Source organism: Brevibacillus sp. FIR094, assembly GCF_050477165.1.
Classification (GTDB): domain Bacteria; phylum Bacillota; class Bacilli; order Brevibacillales; family Brevibacillaceae; genus Brevibacillus.
Genome location: NZ_JBEAES010000027.1, coordinates 1 through 17,475, shown reverse-complemented (window position 1 = coordinate 17,475; position 17,475 = coordinate 1). Strand labels below are relative to the sequence as shown.

General features: G+C 42.8%; 15 protein-coding genes, 2 pseudogenes and 1 riboswitch. Of the genes and pseudogenes, 13 read left to right on the top strand and 4 right to left on the bottom strand.

Annotated features, from left to right (window positions below; genetic code table 11):
• Positions 1 to 16: 16 nt before the first annotated feature.
• Both ACQ5DJ_RS21490 and ACQ5DJ_RS21485 read right to left on the bottom strand, forming a co-directional pair.
• Positions 17 to 151 (bottom strand): annotated as a pseudogene (locus ACQ5DJ_RS21490) (DNA ligase); the annotation flags it as partial.
• 303 nt (positions 152 to 454) lie between these two features.
• Positions 455 to 916 carry a GNAT family N-acetyltransferase gene (locus ACQ5DJ_RS21485; protein WP_429844231.1) on the bottom strand — a complete coding sequence of 154 codons (462 nt, stop codon included), beginning with the start codon at positions 914 to 916 and terminating at the stop codon, positions 455 to 457.
• Positions 917 to 1,184: 268 nt separating this feature from the next.
• Between ACQ5DJ_RS21485 and ACQ5DJ_RS21480 the strand changes: the two genes are divergently transcribed.
• The 12 genes and pseudogenes from ACQ5DJ_RS21480 (at position 1,185) to ACQ5DJ_RS21425 (ending at position 13,999) form a co-directional block, all read left to right on the top strand.
• Entirely contained in the window at positions 1,185 to 1,676 is a 492-nt protein-coding gene (locus tag ACQ5DJ_RS21480) for a hypothetical protein (RefSeq protein WP_429844230.1), read from the top strand.
• A gap of 474 nt (positions 1,677 to 2,150) precedes the next feature.
• Positions 2,151 to 2,858: a response regulator transcription factor gene (locus ACQ5DJ_RS21475; protein ID WP_429844229.1), complete on the top strand. Its 708-nt coding sequence runs from the start codon at positions 2,151 to 2,153 to the stop codon at positions 2,856 to 2,858.
• A 1-nt stretch (position 2,859) separates the two neighbouring features.
• Positions 2,860 to 3,795 (top strand): sensor histidine kinase, encoded by a 936-nt coding sequence (locus ACQ5DJ_RS21470; RefSeq protein ID WP_429844228.1) that lies wholly within the window; start codon positions 2,860 to 2,862, stop codon positions 3,793 to 3,795.
• A gap of 155 nt (positions 3,796 to 3,950) precedes the next feature.
• Positions 3,951 to 4,874: an ABC transporter ATP-binding protein gene (locus ACQ5DJ_RS21465; RefSeq protein ID WP_429844227.1), complete on the top strand. Its 924-nt coding sequence runs from the start codon at positions 3,951 to 3,953 to the stop codon at positions 4,872 to 4,874.
• The gene (locus ACQ5DJ_RS21460) at positions 4,867 to 5,559 is read left to right on the top strand and encodes an ABC transporter permease (protein WP_429844226.1); all 693 of its coding nucleotides are present in this window, start codon (positions 4,867 to 4,869) and stop codon (positions 5,557 to 5,559) included. Before ACQ5DJ_RS21465 ends, ACQ5DJ_RS21460 begins: the two co-directional genes overlap by 8 nt.
• A 111-nt stretch (positions 5,560 to 5,670) precedes the next feature.
• Positions 5,671 to 5,895, top strand: a pseudogene (locus ACQ5DJ_RS21455) (DUF4097 family beta strand repeat-containing protein); the annotation flags it as partial.
• A 34-nt stretch (positions 5,896 to 5,929) separates the two neighbouring features.
• Complete coding sequence (locus ACQ5DJ_RS21450) at positions 5,930 to 8,269, top strand: prolyl oligopeptidase family serine peptidase (protein WP_429844225.1); 2,340 nt, start codon at positions 5,930 to 5,932, stop codon at positions 8,267 to 8,269.
• Between the two features lie 68 nt (positions 8,270 to 8,337).
• A complete protein-coding gene (locus ACQ5DJ_RS21445) occupies positions 8,338 to 9,072 on the top strand; it encodes a DUF4097 family beta strand repeat-containing protein (RefSeq protein WP_429844224.1) in 735 nt (244 codons plus the stop codon).
• Positions 9,073 to 9,305: 233 nt separating this feature from the next.
• Entirely contained in the window at positions 9,306 to 10,214 is a 909-nt protein-coding gene (locus ACQ5DJ_RS21440) for a VanZ family protein (RefSeq protein ID WP_429844223.1), read from the top strand.
• Between the two features lie 396 nt (positions 10,215 to 10,610).
• Complete coding sequence (locus ACQ5DJ_RS21435) at positions 10,611 to 11,783, top strand: serine hydrolase domain-containing protein (RefSeq protein ID WP_429844222.1); 1,173 nt, start codon at positions 10,611 to 10,613, stop codon at positions 11,781 to 11,783.
• Between the two features lie 477 nt (positions 11,784 to 12,260).
• Positions 12,261 to 13,196: a DNA ligase gene (locus tag ACQ5DJ_RS21430; RefSeq protein WP_429844221.1), complete on the top strand. Its 936-nt coding sequence runs from the start codon at positions 12,261 to 12,263 to the stop codon at positions 13,194 to 13,196.
• A gap of 473 nt (positions 13,197 to 13,669) precedes the next feature.
• Positions 13,670 to 13,999, top strand: coding sequence for a DUF1904 family protein (locus ACQ5DJ_RS21425; RefSeq protein ID WP_429844220.1), 330 nt, complete (start codon positions 13,670 to 13,672; stop codon positions 13,997 to 13,999).
• A 48-nt stretch (positions 14,000 to 14,047) separates the two neighbouring features.
• Here ACQ5DJ_RS21425 and ACQ5DJ_RS21420 read toward each other — a convergent pair whose 3' ends face one another.
• Positions 14,048 to 14,218: a hypothetical protein gene (locus ACQ5DJ_RS21420; protein ID WP_429844219.1), complete on the bottom strand. Its 171-nt coding sequence runs from the start codon at positions 14,216 to 14,218 to the stop codon at positions 14,048 to 14,050.
• A gap of 15 nt (positions 14,219 to 14,233) precedes the next feature.
• Positions 14,234 to 15,988, bottom strand: coding sequence for a phosphomethylpyrimidine synthase ThiC (gene thiC, locus ACQ5DJ_RS21415; protein ID WP_429844218.1), 1,755 nt, complete (start codon positions 15,986 to 15,988; stop codon positions 14,234 to 14,236).
• 152 nt (positions 15,989 to 16,140) lie between these two features.
• Positions 16,141 to 16,253, bottom strand: a riboswitch (TPP riboswitch).
• Positions 16,254 to 16,503: 250 nt separating this feature from the next.
• Here thiC and ACQ5DJ_RS21410 point away from each other — a divergent pair.
• Complete coding sequence (locus tag ACQ5DJ_RS21410; RefSeq protein WP_429844217.1) at positions 16,504 to 17,385, top strand: cation diffusion facilitator family transporter; 882 nt, start codon at positions 16,504 to 16,506, stop codon at positions 17,383 to 17,385.
• Positions 17,386 to 17,475: the final 90 nt, after the last annotated feature.

The window sequence follows — 17,475 nt, the reverse complement described above, 5'->3', positions numbered from 1 at the left end:
CGAACAAATTGGTTCCTTACTCCAAAACACACTGGTGGGGAGGGACATCCACAAAGCCTTGTATACTTGGCTGTCGTAAGGAATGCCCTTCCTTCCACTCCGCAAATTTGATTTTGACGGTGATTTCCGGTTGTATCCATAAAGTATCGGATAGTGGGTAGGAAGTAACCCATTCATGATTCCAGTACAGTACAACGAGAATGATTTGTACATTGTCAACTGTATGGGCAAAAATACGAAGAAAATAAAATATTTCTATAGTTCTTTATAACAATTTTAAAGAATTACATGTTTATCGCAAATGTGCTTAAAAATCTAATTGGAAATAAAAAAAGGTATTCAGGAGAAAATAAAAAATATCATTCCTGAATACCTCTTTTTATTCAACTATCGAACCCGTTACTTTCATTACCGAGTATTAATAAGCGGAATTCGCATACTCCGGTATACCCAATCACCAATGCTTCTCCATAGCTTCTTCGCATTGAGAGAAACCGTTTCTTGCATAAAACTTTACACTATCACTACTTGGCCAAAGGATAAGGAACTCAACATTATTCTCTTTTGACCATTGTTCCATAGCAATATGAATCATCGTGCCAATACCTTGACTTCTAAAACTGGGCCGAGTAGAGACATTTGTTACATATCCGAAATAAGGATCTGGAGATTTACCCGGCCTAGGCACTTTATGTATGAATTGCAGGTACATATGTGATACTAATCTTCCTTCAACCTCTGCTATCCAAATGTACCAATCTCCGCTTTTAATTGCTTTCATCAAAAACTCACTACAAATCGGCTTAAAATCCTCAAAGCTGACAGAATTAATTGTTTTCTCTTCTTCTGAGAAGTCCCAACGCATTTGAACAAGTTCATCAACATCGTCTAATGTTGCCAAACGAATAATTACCATAATCCACCTCCCTAACCTGCTGTATGAGCTAATCTTCATTGTTACATTTGTAGGTATTCACCTTTCTCGGTAATTTCACATAAATTAGTTTAGAAGTAAGGGTCTATATCCTGTATTCCATTTTTAATTTTTCGGAGGAACCATTAATCAACTTGACTATAAAATGTGCAAAAGTATGAAGATTTAATTTGACCACCATTAAGGGAAAGAGGGCTATCTCCAATAACAATGGGCTCACTACCTGCCTTTAAGCAATGGAGGTATTTGTATGATTAATTTCTATTCTTTTCAGGGGAACGTTACAATGATAAGTGATTTCATTACTGGACAAAATGGTGAAGGGGAAGGTTGTTATAAATTAATATCTGTAGATAACGCTTTAGGAGCATTCGTTAATTTCGTAGTATCACCTACAACTTACTTTGTAGACCATGTAAAGGTGGCAATAGGCGATCGCGTAACTGGATATTATGATGGGAATGCGCCTGTTCCTTTTATTTACCCTCCACAATATCGAGCACTTGTCATGGTAAAAAATAGCTCATTTCAGAATATAAAAGTAGATTATTTTAATAGTCAGTTGGTGAGTAGTGACGGGCAATTACAATTACATATTTCTCCATATACCCAAATCGTGTTAACAAATGGGCAACCCTTTTCTAGAACCCCCGTGAACCGAGATCTAATTGTTATTTATGGACCTTCCACAAAAAGTATTCCCGCCCAAACCACACCATATAGAATAATAGTTTTTTGTTAGAAGTTATTCTAATTTGCTTTTTGCCATAATATTAGGTATAAAAAACTCGTACATTTTGGGCGAGTTTTTTGTGCTGGAATCAGAAAACTTCATCCGCAACTAACCTCCCCGTAAGCTTAGTAATCCCTCCGTCTCCCCATATGAACTACCACTTAATAGCTTTAACGCTTGAGTTTAAAGCCTTTAACATGATCTTATGTATATTGGTTAAAAGCACTGATAACGCACGTATAACCTGTCTTTGTTCTCGCCATGTCGATCACTCTTTCCATAAGTAATCTCTACCTAATCGAAAGAAATGGTTGTTAACGGTGTAAATTCCTTGTATGAATTGATAGGTTATTTTCAGCCGTCTATATCGTATTATTACGCGAACGGCTGTTATCTCGATTTGGGATGATCGGATTATAATAATCTTACGGTTTTTTGTTATACTACGAATGAAATGAAAAGTCATAGCAAGCGTGGAGAGGATTGATTGTTATTAATCATTCGATATTCATTATAGAGGATGATCAAGCCATTGTAGAAATGGTTGAGACTTATTTAACGAAAGAAGGATATGCGGTGACCGTTGCCGGGGATGGCGACGAGGGACTTCGGAAATTCGAGCAGGCGCAGGGGCGATTTGATCTGTTACTCGTCGATCTTATGATGCCCAAGATAGATGGAATGGAAGTTATCCGCCGCATTCGGGCTTACAGCCATGTGCCGATCTTGATTATGTCCGCGAAGGACAGCGACATCGACAAGGCGTTAGGCCTCGGGTTCGGTGCAGACGATTACATTGAGAAACCTTTCTCGATGATCGAATTGTCTGCGAGACTGAAGGCGATCATCCGGCGGGCGACGCAATACGCGAGCGTTGAGACGAAGCATAACATCCTGAACATGGGCGATTTACGGATCGATTTCGATAGTTTCGCTGTCTTCAAGCAAGAGGAGCCGATAAAATTGACATCCAAAGAGTTCGAGATTCTGCGACTATTCGCAGAGCATCCCAATCGCGTCTTTACGAAAGCACAAATTTACGCGAAGGTATGGAACGATGACTATTACGGCGACGAGAACGTCATTAATGTTCATATGAGCAGGCTGCGGGACAAAATAGAAGATAACCCGTCAGAGCCGCGGTATATTAAGACGCTATGGGGCATTGGCTACAAGTGGGAAGGTCGCTAAGATGACGTTCATTCTATTGATGATAATCGCGATTCTTATCTGTTTAGTCATGTATCAGGCTGTTAATCGCGTGGGCCACCGCAAGCAATTGCGTCGGTTGCGATCAGAGATCGAACGCATATCATCCCTCGCTACCCATGAGAAGTTATTGCTCATGACGAACGACCGGGAGTTCAAAGCGCTACTGATAGAGATCAATCGGCTCTTGGAGGCGCAACATCAGGTGTACTCAGACTATGCCAAAATGGAAATATCGATGAAAAAGATGGTATCGAATATTTCGCACGATCTGAAGACCCCCTTGACCGTCGTACTGGGTTATATTGAGATGCTCCATCTCGATCCGGCGATGCATGCAGAGGAGCGCGAACGTATGCTAGGCAAAGTGTATGTCAAAACCCAAGAGACGTTGATGCTCATTCATGATTTCTTCGATTTGGCTAAGCTGGAGTCCGGGGATCAAGATATGCCGATGACCCGAATTCTCATGAATGAACGTTGCGGCACGACGATTCTGGCTTATTACGACATTCTTGCGGAGCAAGACTACCTCATCCATATCGAGATCCCGGATCATCCGATTTATGGCTTCGGTAATGATGAGGCGCTGCACCGCGTGCTGAACAATCTGATCTCGAACAGCATTCAATATGGCAATCACGGCAAGCAACTCGGTTTGACTCTCCGGGAAGATGAATCTTCTGTCTATGTGGATATATGGGACCGGGGAAAGGGCATTGATGCGATGCATATCGATCATGTGTTTGAACGGATGTATACGCTGGAAGATTCGCGGAATAAGTTCTACCAAGGCAGCGGACTGGGTCTTACCATTACGAAGCGGTTGGTGGAGAGTATGGGCGGGTCTATCCACCTCCGTAGCAAGCCTTATGAGTTAACGGTGTTTACCGTTCAATTGAAAAAAGTACAATACTAGCTCATGAATTGAAGAAGGTTAACTCATTTCATGAGTTTTTTCATGAGTATCATCGCATCTGGAGTCAGCTTAAGAATTTCGTAAGAGTGAAGTAAGAAAAAAGAAGATTACGTCCTGTAAGATGCAGTTATGAGAGAGCGAGAGGAGAAAAGAGTATGGAGCATATAGTACGAACGAATCGATTGACCAAGGCTTTTCAAGGGCAGGAAGTCGTCTCGAATGTAAATATGAATATGAAGAGAGGCGAAATCTACGGATTCTTGGGTCCCAACGGCGCAGGAAAAACGACAGTGATGAAGATGATTACGAATCTCGTCAAGCCGACGAGTGGGGAGATCGAGATATTTGGAGAGAAGCTCATGCCGAATTCCTATCATCTTCTGGGACGCATGGGAACAATTATTGAATACCCGGTGTTCTATGATAAGCTGACAGCCCGCGAGAATCTGGAACTGCATTGCGATTATATGGGGTACTACAACAAGAAGGCCATTGATGAAGCGCTGGAACTTGTGAGTCTGGTCGATACCAGCAAAAAGAAAGTAAAGACCTTCTCGCTCGGGATGAAACAGCGCCTGGGGATCGCCCGCGCTATTACGACCAAACCGGAGCTGCTTATTTTCGATGAACCGACAAACGGACTCGATCCGCTAGGGATCAAAGAGTTAAGAGACGTATTCCGCATATTGTGCAAGGAATATGGCACGACGTTATTGATCTCCAGCCACATTCTAGGCGAGATCGAGCAAATTGCGGATACAATTGGCGTCATTCAAGGCGGTCGGTTACTGCAAGAGATTGCGATGGACGAAATTCGCGGCGAGACGACGAATTACATCGAGATTATGACGACGGATTGCAGTCGTGCTGCTTATGTCTTAACGGATAAACTTCAATTGAGCAATATCCGAGTCATCGACAATCAATTCATACGAATCTATGACCAGCATGTGGCGCAAAGCGAAATTACTAAAACCTTGATCATGAATGAAGTGGTTATTGATTCGATTCATAAACGAAGCGGCTCGTTAGAGGATTATTTTTTGCAAGTGTTGAATGGAGGCGGAGTACATGCTTAATTTGATGAAGCTGGAGCTAAGAAAATTTAAGATCATGGGGTATATTCGCAGTGCTGTGATCGCTACTCTGATCATTTTCGGATTCATGATGTTGATTAGCTATTCGCCAGAGATGCACGGCATAAACGTATTTGAAAATTATAGCAGGGTGCTTTCTATGATAGATGTATTTGTGAGAGGGACATTTATTATTTTCGCGGCCGTCTTACTGGGGCGATTCGTCATCGATGAGTTCAACCATAAGACGATTACCGTCTTGTTCATGTACCCGATCAAACGTCATAAAATCATTGCGGCTAAGCTTATGGTCGTGATCGCGTTCACCTTTCTATGTATCGTGGCTTCCACGATTATATTGAGTACGTTGTATTTTTTCATCAACTCATTCACACATTTCGTACCGGGTGAACTGACGCTGACGCTCGTGTTGCAGCACGCTGCGAAATTAGGCTTTCATGCGCTGGCGGCAAGCTTCATGGCGCTGATTCCGCTCTACTTCGGGATGCGCAAATATTCTGTTCCGACGACCATTGTATCTTCCATCATCATCGTATTGCTGACCTGCTCGGACAGTGGCGGATTCAGCTTGAATGACGTTATTATCGTTCCAATTCTGCTAGCCGCGATTGGCATAGCGGTCGGATACATGGCGATTCGCAAAATTGATCAAATCGATATTCGTTAACTTGGTAGAGTATATTTGATATTTTTACGCGATACCAATGATTATTCCCAATAACTAGTTAACCAGCGCATCTAATACAAAAGAAAGGAAGATAAACATTGGAATAACAACATGAAGTTAGCTATGATTCTCCTATTCGCTTCCAGTATCGTACTCGCTGGATGTACGAAAGAATCCTCTGTCACTAGTACACCAAGTTCGTTCCAGCAAAACTTTTCTATACCGACGAACACAAATGTAAATTCAGAAACATCGGAGATTAGAAATGTCTCGAATGCAGTAAAAGGGGATATTTCTCAAATAGATGTAAATAACATTCATTCCCAAAAATTCAGGGTAACGCTTCCAGCAGAGAGGGGAAACTTAAAGCATGAATGCAAGAAAACGACTAGTCTCCGCAGCGATTGCGGCTATTATGGCCGTATCCGTTCCCGTGTCAGTCATGGCACAAGATGGAGCGAAAAAAGCAGCACCATTGTATCAAGATGGAGTACAGGCACTCGTAACGAAGGGAATAGTTGACAAAGGGGTAAAACAAAATCAAGAGATTTCTGTTAAAGACTTTATCCGCTATGCGGTAATGTCGCTTACATATCAACATGGCATCGATCCGATGAAGGTTGCTTCCGAGAAGGGTTGGTTGAAGGAAGGAGAATTCACTTCCGTTGACGCTCCGATCAAACGCGGCGAGATGGCACGCATGATGGTGCGGGCACTCGGCAAGGAACAGGGAGAAACGAGCTTAGCCGAATATGCGGCAAGCGCCAAGGCACTTGGACTCGTTCAAGGGGATGCAGATGGAAGCTTGCACGAAGATCAGCCAGTGACTGTAGCTCAAGCGGCTGTTGTGCTTAAAAATTACAGCAATAAAATGCTATCAACGATGGACGAGAGAGGTGTGTCACAAATTTCCGTGGAAGATTTCATGCGGAGTCCGGGCAGCTTTGGGTATGAGCTTTCTCCAGATGGCAAGTATCTTTCTTATGCGGGTACTTGGGAGAACCGTTCCAATGTGTTTGTAGAGAAAATCGGTGAGAAAAGCGAGCCTATTCGGGTGACAAGCTCGAAAGATCGCGATATCGCTGGCTTCTTCTGGAAAGGCGATAACATTCTATATCGCAAAGATAAGGGCGGAGACGAGAATTTCCATGTGTATTCGTCCACTTTTAATGGCAATAAGGAAGTGGATTTGACGCCTTACGATAAGGTCAGTGTTCAACTCGTGAGCGGTTTATCTGGTGTGAAAGACGAAATTTTGATTTCGATGAATAAAGAAGATGCTACCGTCTTCGATGTATATAAATTGAATGTAAAGACAGGGGAAACGAAGCTGATCGCCAAAAACCCAGGGAACATTATGTCATGGGTAGCTGATCGCCAAGGTAAAATTCGGCTCGCTTCTGAAAGCGACGGTATCGGAAGTACAATGTTGTACCGCGATACGGAGGAAGAGGCGTTTAAACCGCTGGTTACGTTAAATTACGGGGATGCCATGAATCCGCTTGGTTTCTCGGCAGACGGTAAATCGATTTATGCGGTCTCCAATAACGGTCGGGACAAGACGGCGCTCGTCAAGCTGAATTTAAAGGGTGAGGAAGAAGTTCTGTATCAGCATCCGGAAGTTGACGTAACTGGAGCATATTACGACAAAAATCAAGATAAAATGCTGGCGGCTGTCTATGTGACAGATAAAACGCATTTGGAGTTTTTCGATGATAAATTCGAGGCTATGTACCGCAAGCTGCAGCAGAAACTTGGCGTCAGTGAAAGTGAAATCGGGCTAAACGATTATAACGAGGATATGACGAAGCTGATCGTTAGTGTTTCGAATGACAAGACTTACGGGATGTATTATTTTTACGATAGCGTATCCGGAGAGTTAAAAACTTTAAGTAATCTGAGTCCGTGGCTTAAACCAGATCAGATGGCTGATATGTATCCGATCTCTTACAAGAGCAGCGACGGATTAACGATTCACGGTTACTTAACATTACCGAAAAATAAAAAGCCTCAAAACCTGCCGATGATCGTTAATCCGCATGGTGGGCCGTGGACACGTGATATGTGGGGCTTCAACCCGGAAGCGCAATTGCTCGCAAACCGCGGGTATGCCGTACTTCAAATGAATTTCCGTGCATCAATGGGGTATGGGAAGTCCTTTAGGGATGCAGGGAATAAACAATGGGGATTGAAAATTCAAGATGATATTACTGACGGTGTGAAGTGGGCGATTCAGCAAGGGATTGCTGATCCGAAACGAGTTGGTATTTATGGCGGATCGTTTGGCGGATACGCAACCTTGACGGGCATTACGAAAACGCCGGAATTGTATGCTGCTGCTGTTGATTATGTAGGTATATCGAATATGTTCTCGTTCTTGGGAACGATCCCACCGTATTGGGAGACCATGAGAAATCTCTTAAACGAACGTGTCGGCGATGTCGAAAAGGACAAAGAAATGCTGAAGCAAGTTTCGCCGGTGTTCCACGTCGATAAAATTGTAACTCCATTATTCGTGGCTCAAGGGGCGAATGATCCGCGGGTGAACAAAGCAGAATCCGACCAAATTGTCGAAGCACTCAAAAAACGCGGCGTGCAAGTGGAGTATATGGTCAAGGATGATGAAGGACATGGCTTCACCAACGAAGAGAACTTGATCGATTTCTTCAATACAATGATCAAGTTTTTGGATAAAAATTTGAAGCCGTAGAGCTAATAAGGTAAGAGTTGCTAGGGAATAGGTAGCACAACTAATGCAGAAGAAAGGAAGATAAACGTTTGAACAACAAGATGAAGTTAGCTATGATTCTCCTGGCCGCTGCCAGTATCGGACTCGCTGTAAATTTAGAAACATCGGACATTAGAAATGTCTCGAATGAAGCAAAAGGGGATATTTCTCAAATAGATGTAACTAACATTCATTCCCTAAAAATTCAGAGTGACGCTGCTATAGTTACAGTCATAGGAGACAAACAAATCAATCAAGCAGAATGTGAATTATCCAAGGGCAATTCACATGGAATGGATACCAACGTGACTAAGTCGATCCAAGATGGAACATTACAGATTATACTTAAAAATAAACTAAAGATCATAAATACGGGGCCATTGCCATCTTTAACGATTCGTCTTCCGTATAAAGAATTCAAATCCCTTGAGATAGATAATAAATTAGGCAATATATCCGTTGAGCCAGAATTGTCGGTCCAACACTTAAATGTGAGCAGCAGTGCCGGTGACATTACAGTAACGGATGTAATTGGTATAGAAAGCAGTAACATATCTACTAGCGTTGGTAACGTCGAATTCGCTCTACCTGATCAATCGGCACCTCTATATGTAAATCTATCAACAAAACTAGGAAAAATCGATAATCAGGTTCCTCTTGAAAAAGCAACAAATACCACAACGGTTGTTCCCAAAGAACTCCATGGATATGTGGGTGAGGCTCAATCCGAGAGTGCAACGCTCAACATTTCCACACTGACGGGCGAAATTCTTTTCAAAAATTAAATGTCATCATCGTACCAGGCTTGCCATAATCATGATCAGGCCTGGTATTGTTAGCAATCATTTTTAGTTCAACGGACAGCATACAAAAAGTAAAATCAAGCATTCTAGACGAATGTTGTCAGGTTTATGATCCTACATTTGTTAAATGATGGATGTGACTAACAGCTAATCACTAACGTATTATTTCAGAGTAAAATCATTCAGATACAAAAAGCTTTAAGGAGATTGAAATTATGGAACTGAAATCACGGAAAATCATTTTAGCTGGCACGATATGCTATACGATTTTAATTTTATTTTTTATGTTCTTAGCGTTTAACAGGCTCGACGGTGCAACTAGTGTAGATGGATACACCTTTATCCTTGTTCCAGAAGGAGTGCCACTTAAATTTCCAGAACTGAATTATTCATGGATTGTTGATTTTGGAAACATTGCTGCTTTTATCCCTTTTGGAATATTGTTTCCCCTGTTGTATCGTGTCAGACTTGGGAAGTTCATATCCTTGTTTGTCTTAGCGATACTCGTTCTAGAAACCATTCAGGCCCTAACATATCTTGGTAGCTTTGATATAAATGATGTGATATCCAATACAATAGGGGCAGCAATTGGTTATGTTGGCTATCGAGTTGGATTTTCTTCAAATATTTCTTATAAAAAGCTCATGGCATCGGCTCTAACTATTGTTGTACTTGTATTTGGAGTCATGGTTGTCTCGGAAATCCTCCAAAAAAGGGAAGGCCCTATTCAATCATTAACTGTTATGAAAGAAATGACAGGAACTACACCTATGACTGAGAAGCTCCCAAGTTTCACCGTAGCAGGTGAGCAAATAGAGCCGAAAATGAACGTGTATAGCAGTGAAGGTGAATCAACCAAAACATACAACTATATACTTGGGAACAAAGAAAATGTCTGGCTTTCTTTCTATTTCGGTATTCCCGACAATGTAGACTTTAAGGGTGAAGCCAAAATAATCGTTGATGGACAAGAATTATATCAGTTAAACGAACAATCTCCTCAAGGAGCAGAGTCTTTACGGGAGTTGCCTATTAACAAGGTAAACGAGCTGACCATTATCGTTTCCGGAAACGCTAAGCTGTGGGATGTTGGAATCCGCGGAATGCAACATTGGTGGGAGTAAGGAACAGTACAACCTGTATCATCATGAAGTCACTAAGTAATGGGAAAATTACAGAAAATAAACGTAAAAACGGACTGTCATTCAGGTGGCAGTCCTTAATTTCATTGGAGGGGGTGAGCGCAGAGTGAGTAATTCTGGATTCCCACATACGAAGAGTAAGCACCGGACGCGAGAAACGCGTCTTTTTTTATGCTGCGAAGTTACAATTCTACTATCCTATTATAGAAGCTATTTTGAACGTAAGAATTTTGTAAGGTATGGATAAGAAAAAAGAAAGGGGGATTAGATAAGATATTTTTATGTGAAAAACAAATTACGAATTCCATGTTGCCCTTTTGTCTTTGGTGGAGATGATCCACCCACCCATACAATATGAATAGAGGAGAGGAATGCCTTATGAAAACACGTAGTCAAATTACATTTGCAAGTCTTGCCCTTTTAATAGCTGGAAGTTCCCTGTTATACACAACACCAACCTCAATTGTAAAAGCAGAGTCCACGGAAAATGTATCTAGTTCGTCACACACAAGCACTCAACGAGATCGTAATTCCGTCAAACAAGCAATGCGAGATACATTGCAACTTGGATTCCCGGGGATACTTGCTCAAACTTCTGAGGGTGGAAAAACGTGGAGTTATGCCGCTGGGGTAGCGAATCTGAGCACCAAGAAACCAATGAAAACAGATTTTCGCTTTCGTATTGCCAGCGTGACGAAAACGTTCACCGCAACGGTTGTACTTCAATTAGCTGCAGAGAACCGCCTGAATCTAGACGACTCCATCGAAAAATGGTTGCCTGGTGTCATTCAAGGAAACGGATATGATGCTAAACAGATTACTATCCGGCAGATATTGAACCATACAAGTGGTATCGCTGAATACTCAAGGACAAAAGAAGCTAATTTTTTTAAGAATACAAAAAAATCATTTACTGCTGAAGAACTAGTGAAGCTGGGACTTTCGCTGCCCCCAGACTTTGCCCCAGGAAAAGGCTGGTCTTATTCAAACACAGGATACGTATTACTGGGTATCCTTATCGAAAAAGTAACCGGAAACAGCTATGCGGAAGAGATTGAAAATCGGATTATTGAACCACTTGAATTGTCGAATACATTTCTACCTGGCAATTCAAGCGTTATTCCAGGCACCAACCATGCCCGTGGATATTTCCAACCTGACGGAGCAAGTGAGCTAAAAGACGTTACTTATTATAACCCAAGTATAGGTAGCTCGGCTGGAGATATGATTTCTACTGCTGACGACTTAAACAAATTCTTCTCTTACTTACTTAGTGGCAAATTACTGAAGGAACAGCAACTAAAACAAATGCTTACTACAGTTCCTACAGGAAGTGCTGAAATCAGCGGATATGGCCTTGGAATCTATGAAACGAAGCTTCCAAACGGTGTATCGATATGGGGACACTCAGGTGGCATTCCAGGGTTTAGTACTTTTGCTGGAGGTACACTTGGAGGTAAGCATACGCTAGCGGTCAATTTGAACAGCTTAGGAAAAGCTGACAATCCTGATCCTTTTAAAAATATTTTACTTGCTGAATTTAGCAAGTAGGCAAAAAGGAAAACCGGATAATTTTTGTCATAGTTTTTATCGTTAAACAAATACCTTTCTGGTTCAAAATCCAAATTACTCTAAAAAATGATTTTGTTGTTTTTGGAAAATGCTATTAAGCTATTAAAACAAAACCCTCTCTAAAATGAAAAAACACGCTATTCTTTCTATAGAATCATAGGAAAGGATGGCGGTTTTTTGTCTTTCTGTATCCGATGAACTACAACTATTTGCTCAAGAAATACAAAGATGGTTTCATACAACGAACCAGTAAATACCAAGCAAAAGAGCAGGAAGAACTCTGGAATTGGAATTATGGCAAATGCATCAACTACAAAGAGGTAAGGGGCTGTTTACGGTTGTACCGGTAATTCCGAACGTAAATTTTTGAAATCGAATTTGGTATGAAGAACAACAAAAACTCCCATAAAGAAGAGTATAAGATTAATACTACATTTCCCTTTTCTGAGGTGAAAAATGAATCCAATCATACCTATGGAGCCAATTAGATGTGAGGAAATACCCCAAGGGGCCGACTGGATTGCCCAAGTTAAATGGGATGGAGTTCGAATCCTAACTTACTTTGATGGTCAGGGGACTCGTTTATACAATCGGAGAATAAATGAGCGGACTCACCAATACCCAGAGTTAGCTGAAATACAGACATATTGCAATGCTCGCTCAGTGATCTTAGATGGAGAAGTGATTGCATTAGGAACTGACGGAAAACCGTCATTTCACAAAGTGATGCGGCGGGATGGGATTAGACGATTGGAGAATGTCAGCCAGGCACAGAAGACTGTCCCCATTACCTACATGATATTTGATGTCATATTTATAAATAATGAGTCGACAATCGATCTTACATTGAGAGAGCGCGTCAACCTATTACAAGAAATCATTATTCCAAATGAGCATGTACAATTGGTTGATAGTCATGATAATGGAAATGCGATGTATGAGGTCATCAAGCAGCATGGTTTGGAAGGCATAGTTATGAAGGATCTAAACAGCAAATATGTCATTGGTGGGAAAGAGAAACAGTGGCAAAAGAAAAAATATTATCGGGACACCATAGCTGTCGTTGGGGGAGTTACGCTGCGTGATAACGTTGTGAATTCCCTCTTGTTAGGGCTGTATGATCAGGAAGGGCGCTTACTTTATATTGGCCACGCTGGCACTGGCAAATTAACTCGTAATGACTGGTTGGCCCTGACGGAAAAGATTGTACCATTGGTAAAAAATGATATGCCATTTGTGAATACCCCAGCGAGGCTCAAGGGTGCTGTGTGGCTGAAACCAGAGGTCACGGTTAAGGTACAATTTGCGGAATGGACAGAGGGATATACGTTACGGCAACCGAGTATTCAAGCAGTTGTTGATACACCTGTTGATTACTGTGTATTGGAGTAGAGTCTCTTGGTGCAAGACAGAACATAAAAAAACATCCCTCGTAAATGGTGGGATGTTTTTTTATTACTTCGTTGCTTTGTCAACAACACTAAAAATATCCCTTGCTATCCTATGTACCATTTTTACTTCTAGATTACTAAAGTATTTCACTTGGCCTATCCATTGTGGTCTTTCTGTGAGAATTTTACGATACTTTTTCATTGATTAAGTATTGAATTCGAGCTATACTACTTGTATTAAGTAACTGATGGGTTAACGGATTGGGCTGTATCTGGTTGAACTGCTTCCTCCTTCCGTGGTACGTCCACCACACCTCATGGGAAGGGAGCTGTTCTCTGATATGGCCCTCTTTGTGTCTCGTTCGGGTTGGGAAAGTTTGTTGTTCACTTTCTTTAATCCTTTTTTCATTGATATATAATTAGAGACTTGTTTATAATGACTGTGCGAACTCATTTACGAAAGAAGGAATTGACTTGCCGTTTCTTCGGTTTAAAGGCTTTGCGAAGCAAGAAATAGAGCCCATTTCTCAGATTCTTATAGAAGAGTTTTCTAAAATTGCGGAGGTAGCTCAGGAAAAGGTGAAATTGGAGCTGCTTCAGGTAGAGCAATTGACGAATAGTCCTTTGTCTGTAGAGATCATGATGTTTCCTCGTGAACAAAAGCAACATGACGCGATTGCTAATGCCATACACGGCATTTTGAAGAAGCAAGGCTTTCTGCATGTCCATATTTTCTTCATTCTGTTATCGCCCACTCTCTATTATAAAGAAGGACTTCCGCTGCAAGTCGGAATGACGAAATAAGTAAGAAAAAAGGTCGAGATCCTCCAAAGGGATTTCGACCTTTTTCTATTAATAATAGAGGCTTTCGGTTTGCAGGCACTTGGAGCATGTTCGCGTAAGTGGAGTCTCGATATAGACGTGGCTGCAGTCTTGTTGTATCAGCCGCAATTGTTGTTTCGATTGCTCTAGCTCAGTCTCTAGTCGAATGATCTTTTCGCGTAAACGACTGGCTTCCTCCATGTGCATCCCCCTTTATTACGACTGATACAAACGGCTTCCCTGTTCGCGGAACTCACGCGATTTTTCCTGCATTCCTGTAAGAATGGCGGGATCTTGGGCAGCTCCTTGTTCATTGGCGATGTGACGAATGTCGTGCGAAATTTTCATGCTGCAAAATTTAGGTCCGCACATGGAACAAAAATGGGCGGATTTGGCGGCTTCTGCTGGCAATGTTTCGTCGTGATATTCGCGGGCGCGCTCTGGGTCCAGAGACAAATTAAATTGATCGTTCCAGCGAAAATCAAAACGAGCTTTGGATAAGGCGTCGTCTCGCTGTTTTGCCCGCGGATGTCCTTTTGCGAGATCAGCGGCATGCGCTGCGATTTTGTATGCGATTAAACCGTTGCGTACATCCTCTTTATTGGGTAGGCCGAGATGCTCCTTGGGTGTTACGTAGCAGAGCATTGCTGTTCCGAACCACCCAATCATGGCGGCGCCAATCGCTGAAGTAATGTGATCATAGCCGGGAGCGATGTCGGTCGTGAGTGGCCCAAGTGTGTAAAAAGGAGCCTCATGGCAAATGGACAACTGTTTATCCATATTTTCGCGAATGAGATGCATGGGGACGTGACCAGGGCCCTCAATCATGACTTGTACGTCGTGTTCCCATGCAATTTTTGTGAGTTCTCCCAATGTTTCAAGCTCCGCGAACTGCGCCTCGTCATTCGCATCCGCGATGGAGCCAGGACGTAGTCCATCTCCGAGCGATGCACAAATATCATAGGCCTTCAGAATTTCACAAATTTCAGCAAAATGCGTATACAAAAAGTTTTCCTCATGATGGGCCAGGCACCATGCGGCCAAAATCGATCCGCCGCGTGAGACGATACCCGTAACACGGTTAGCAGTCATAGGAATGTAGCGCAATAGAACACCAGCATGAATCGTGAAGTAATCGACGCCTTGTTCTGCTTGCTCTATCAAGGTGTCTCGGTAAACCTCCCATGTCAAATCCTCGGCTTTCCCATTTACTTTTTCAAGTGCTTGATAAATCGGGACAGTACCGACTGGAACGGGACTGTTGCGAATGATCCACTCCCGCGTGGTGTGTATATGTTTTCCCGTCGAGAGGTCCATAATGGTGTCGGCACCCCAACGAACCGACCAAATCATTTTTTCGACTTCTTCTTCCATCGAAGAGCTGACAGCTGACGTTCCGATGTTGGCATTGATTTTGACATGAAAGTTACGACCAATGATCATTGGTTCGCTTTCAGGATGATTGACGTTAGAAGGGAGGATCGCGCGTCCAGCCGCGATTTCTGCCCGTACAAACTCAGGGGAGACTCCCTCGCGAATGGCAACGTATTCCATTTCCGGTGTGATGATATTTTTTCGGGCATAATGAAGCTGGGTAACATTTTTTCCTGTCTTTGCCCGTTTTGGTTTGTAGCCCTCTCGAGGGAAAGTGGGGAGGGTGGTTGCCTTTTCTTCGTTTCGGATGCCGTCGTCGACTAGTTGTGGTTCGCGACCGACATACGTTTCCGCATCATTTCGCTCATCGATCCACTCGTGGCGGATAGAGGGAAGTCCTGCTTGAATGTCAGGAACGTAACCCGTTGCGGTATACTCGCCACTCGTATCGTACACGCGAAGTGGGGGATTGGGAGTGGAGCCAGACAATCCTTTGGTAGGATGAAGGGAAATCTCGCGCATCGGGACGCGGATGTCCGCACGACTACCTGTTTCGTATACTTTGCGACTGCCTGGAAAAGAGGACACCAATGACATAAGAAAAACCTCCTTGATTTGGTTGCACGAAAGCGAGAACCGTTAAGGGAGGCGAAAGAAACTGCCCGCGAAAAAGCGCCGCATAAACAATATGCGACGCCAACGCGAGAGTAGAGAAGAAACGGGTATCCTTAAAAAGATACACGCATCTTTTCGTGTCGTATATGACATTCCTCCGCTGGCATTACCCAGTTCAGGTTCAACGGTCGATGGCACAGTACCATCCTCTCAGCCTGGTGATTTCCAAGCTCCCGTGCTTTTTTGTATTTTGGATTGCAAGAATAGGATAACGGGAAGTCCATTTAATTTCAAGGAAAATTTTCCAGTGGAAAAATTGCGGGTGTGCAACACATTTTCCTCCCCCCTATTCTCGTGAATCAGACTAAAACTGTTTCTGTAGACCCACATGAATCCTATCTGTTACGATGAAGTTCGAAAAAAAAGCAACTGCTTCCAACGCTTTGATTTTCCGCGTTGTCGAAGCAGGCTGGAGAAGTATTTTGAGGTGATGAGGTATGGATGTCTATTCGGATCTAAAACAAGGAGAACGTGGAGCATGGGTGAGTATCTTCGCCTACATATTCTGCTCTGTATTAAAAATAGGAGTTGCGTATGTCACTGCGTCGGAAGCTTTAATGGCCGACGGTCTTAATAACTCAACGGATGTCGTCGCATCGATTGCTGTTTTAATCGGGCTGCGTATTGCAAGGAAACCACCTGATAAAGATCACCCGTATGGTCATTTTCGGGCGGAGACGATTTCAGCACTTGTCGCATCATTTATTATGCTATTTGTCGGAGTTCAAGTCGTTACGAATGCCGTACCATCCTTATTGGACCCACATCATACAGCTCCTGACCTGTTGGCAGGGTGGACAGCACTTGCGACTGCAGTCATAATGCTTGGCGTTTATCGCTACAATAAAAAGCTCGCCATCAAAACAAACAGCCAAGCACTAAGTGCAGCGGCAGCTGACAACCGTTCAGACGCATTCGTCAGTATCGGGACGTTTATCGGGGTAGCTGGCGCACAATTTCAATTGCACTGGCTTGATCCTTTAGCTGCTTTTGTTGTTGGTCTCATCATCTTGAAGACTGCTTGGGACATCTTCAGAGAAGCGACGCACCGTTTGACAGATGGCTTTGATGAGAGCGAGCTTGCGGACCTGCGGGCTACCATTTCCTCGATTTCGGGAGTTAAGGATATCAGTGACATCAAAGCCCGTTACCATGGAAGCAGCGTGCTGGTTGATGTTGTGATCCATGTAGATCCAGGTTTGAATGTGGTGGAGAGCCACACAATCACCGAGAAAATTGAAGAACAGATGCGCAAGATTCACCGCATTAACGCTGTTCATATCCATATTGAACCATGCAGGAAGATGGCGCCAAATTAGATGTCTATATGTGAATACAAAAAAAACTGTCCGGAGTAAACTGTCCCCTATAGAGTAGACACTTAAAAAAGTCTGCCTATAGGGGACTTT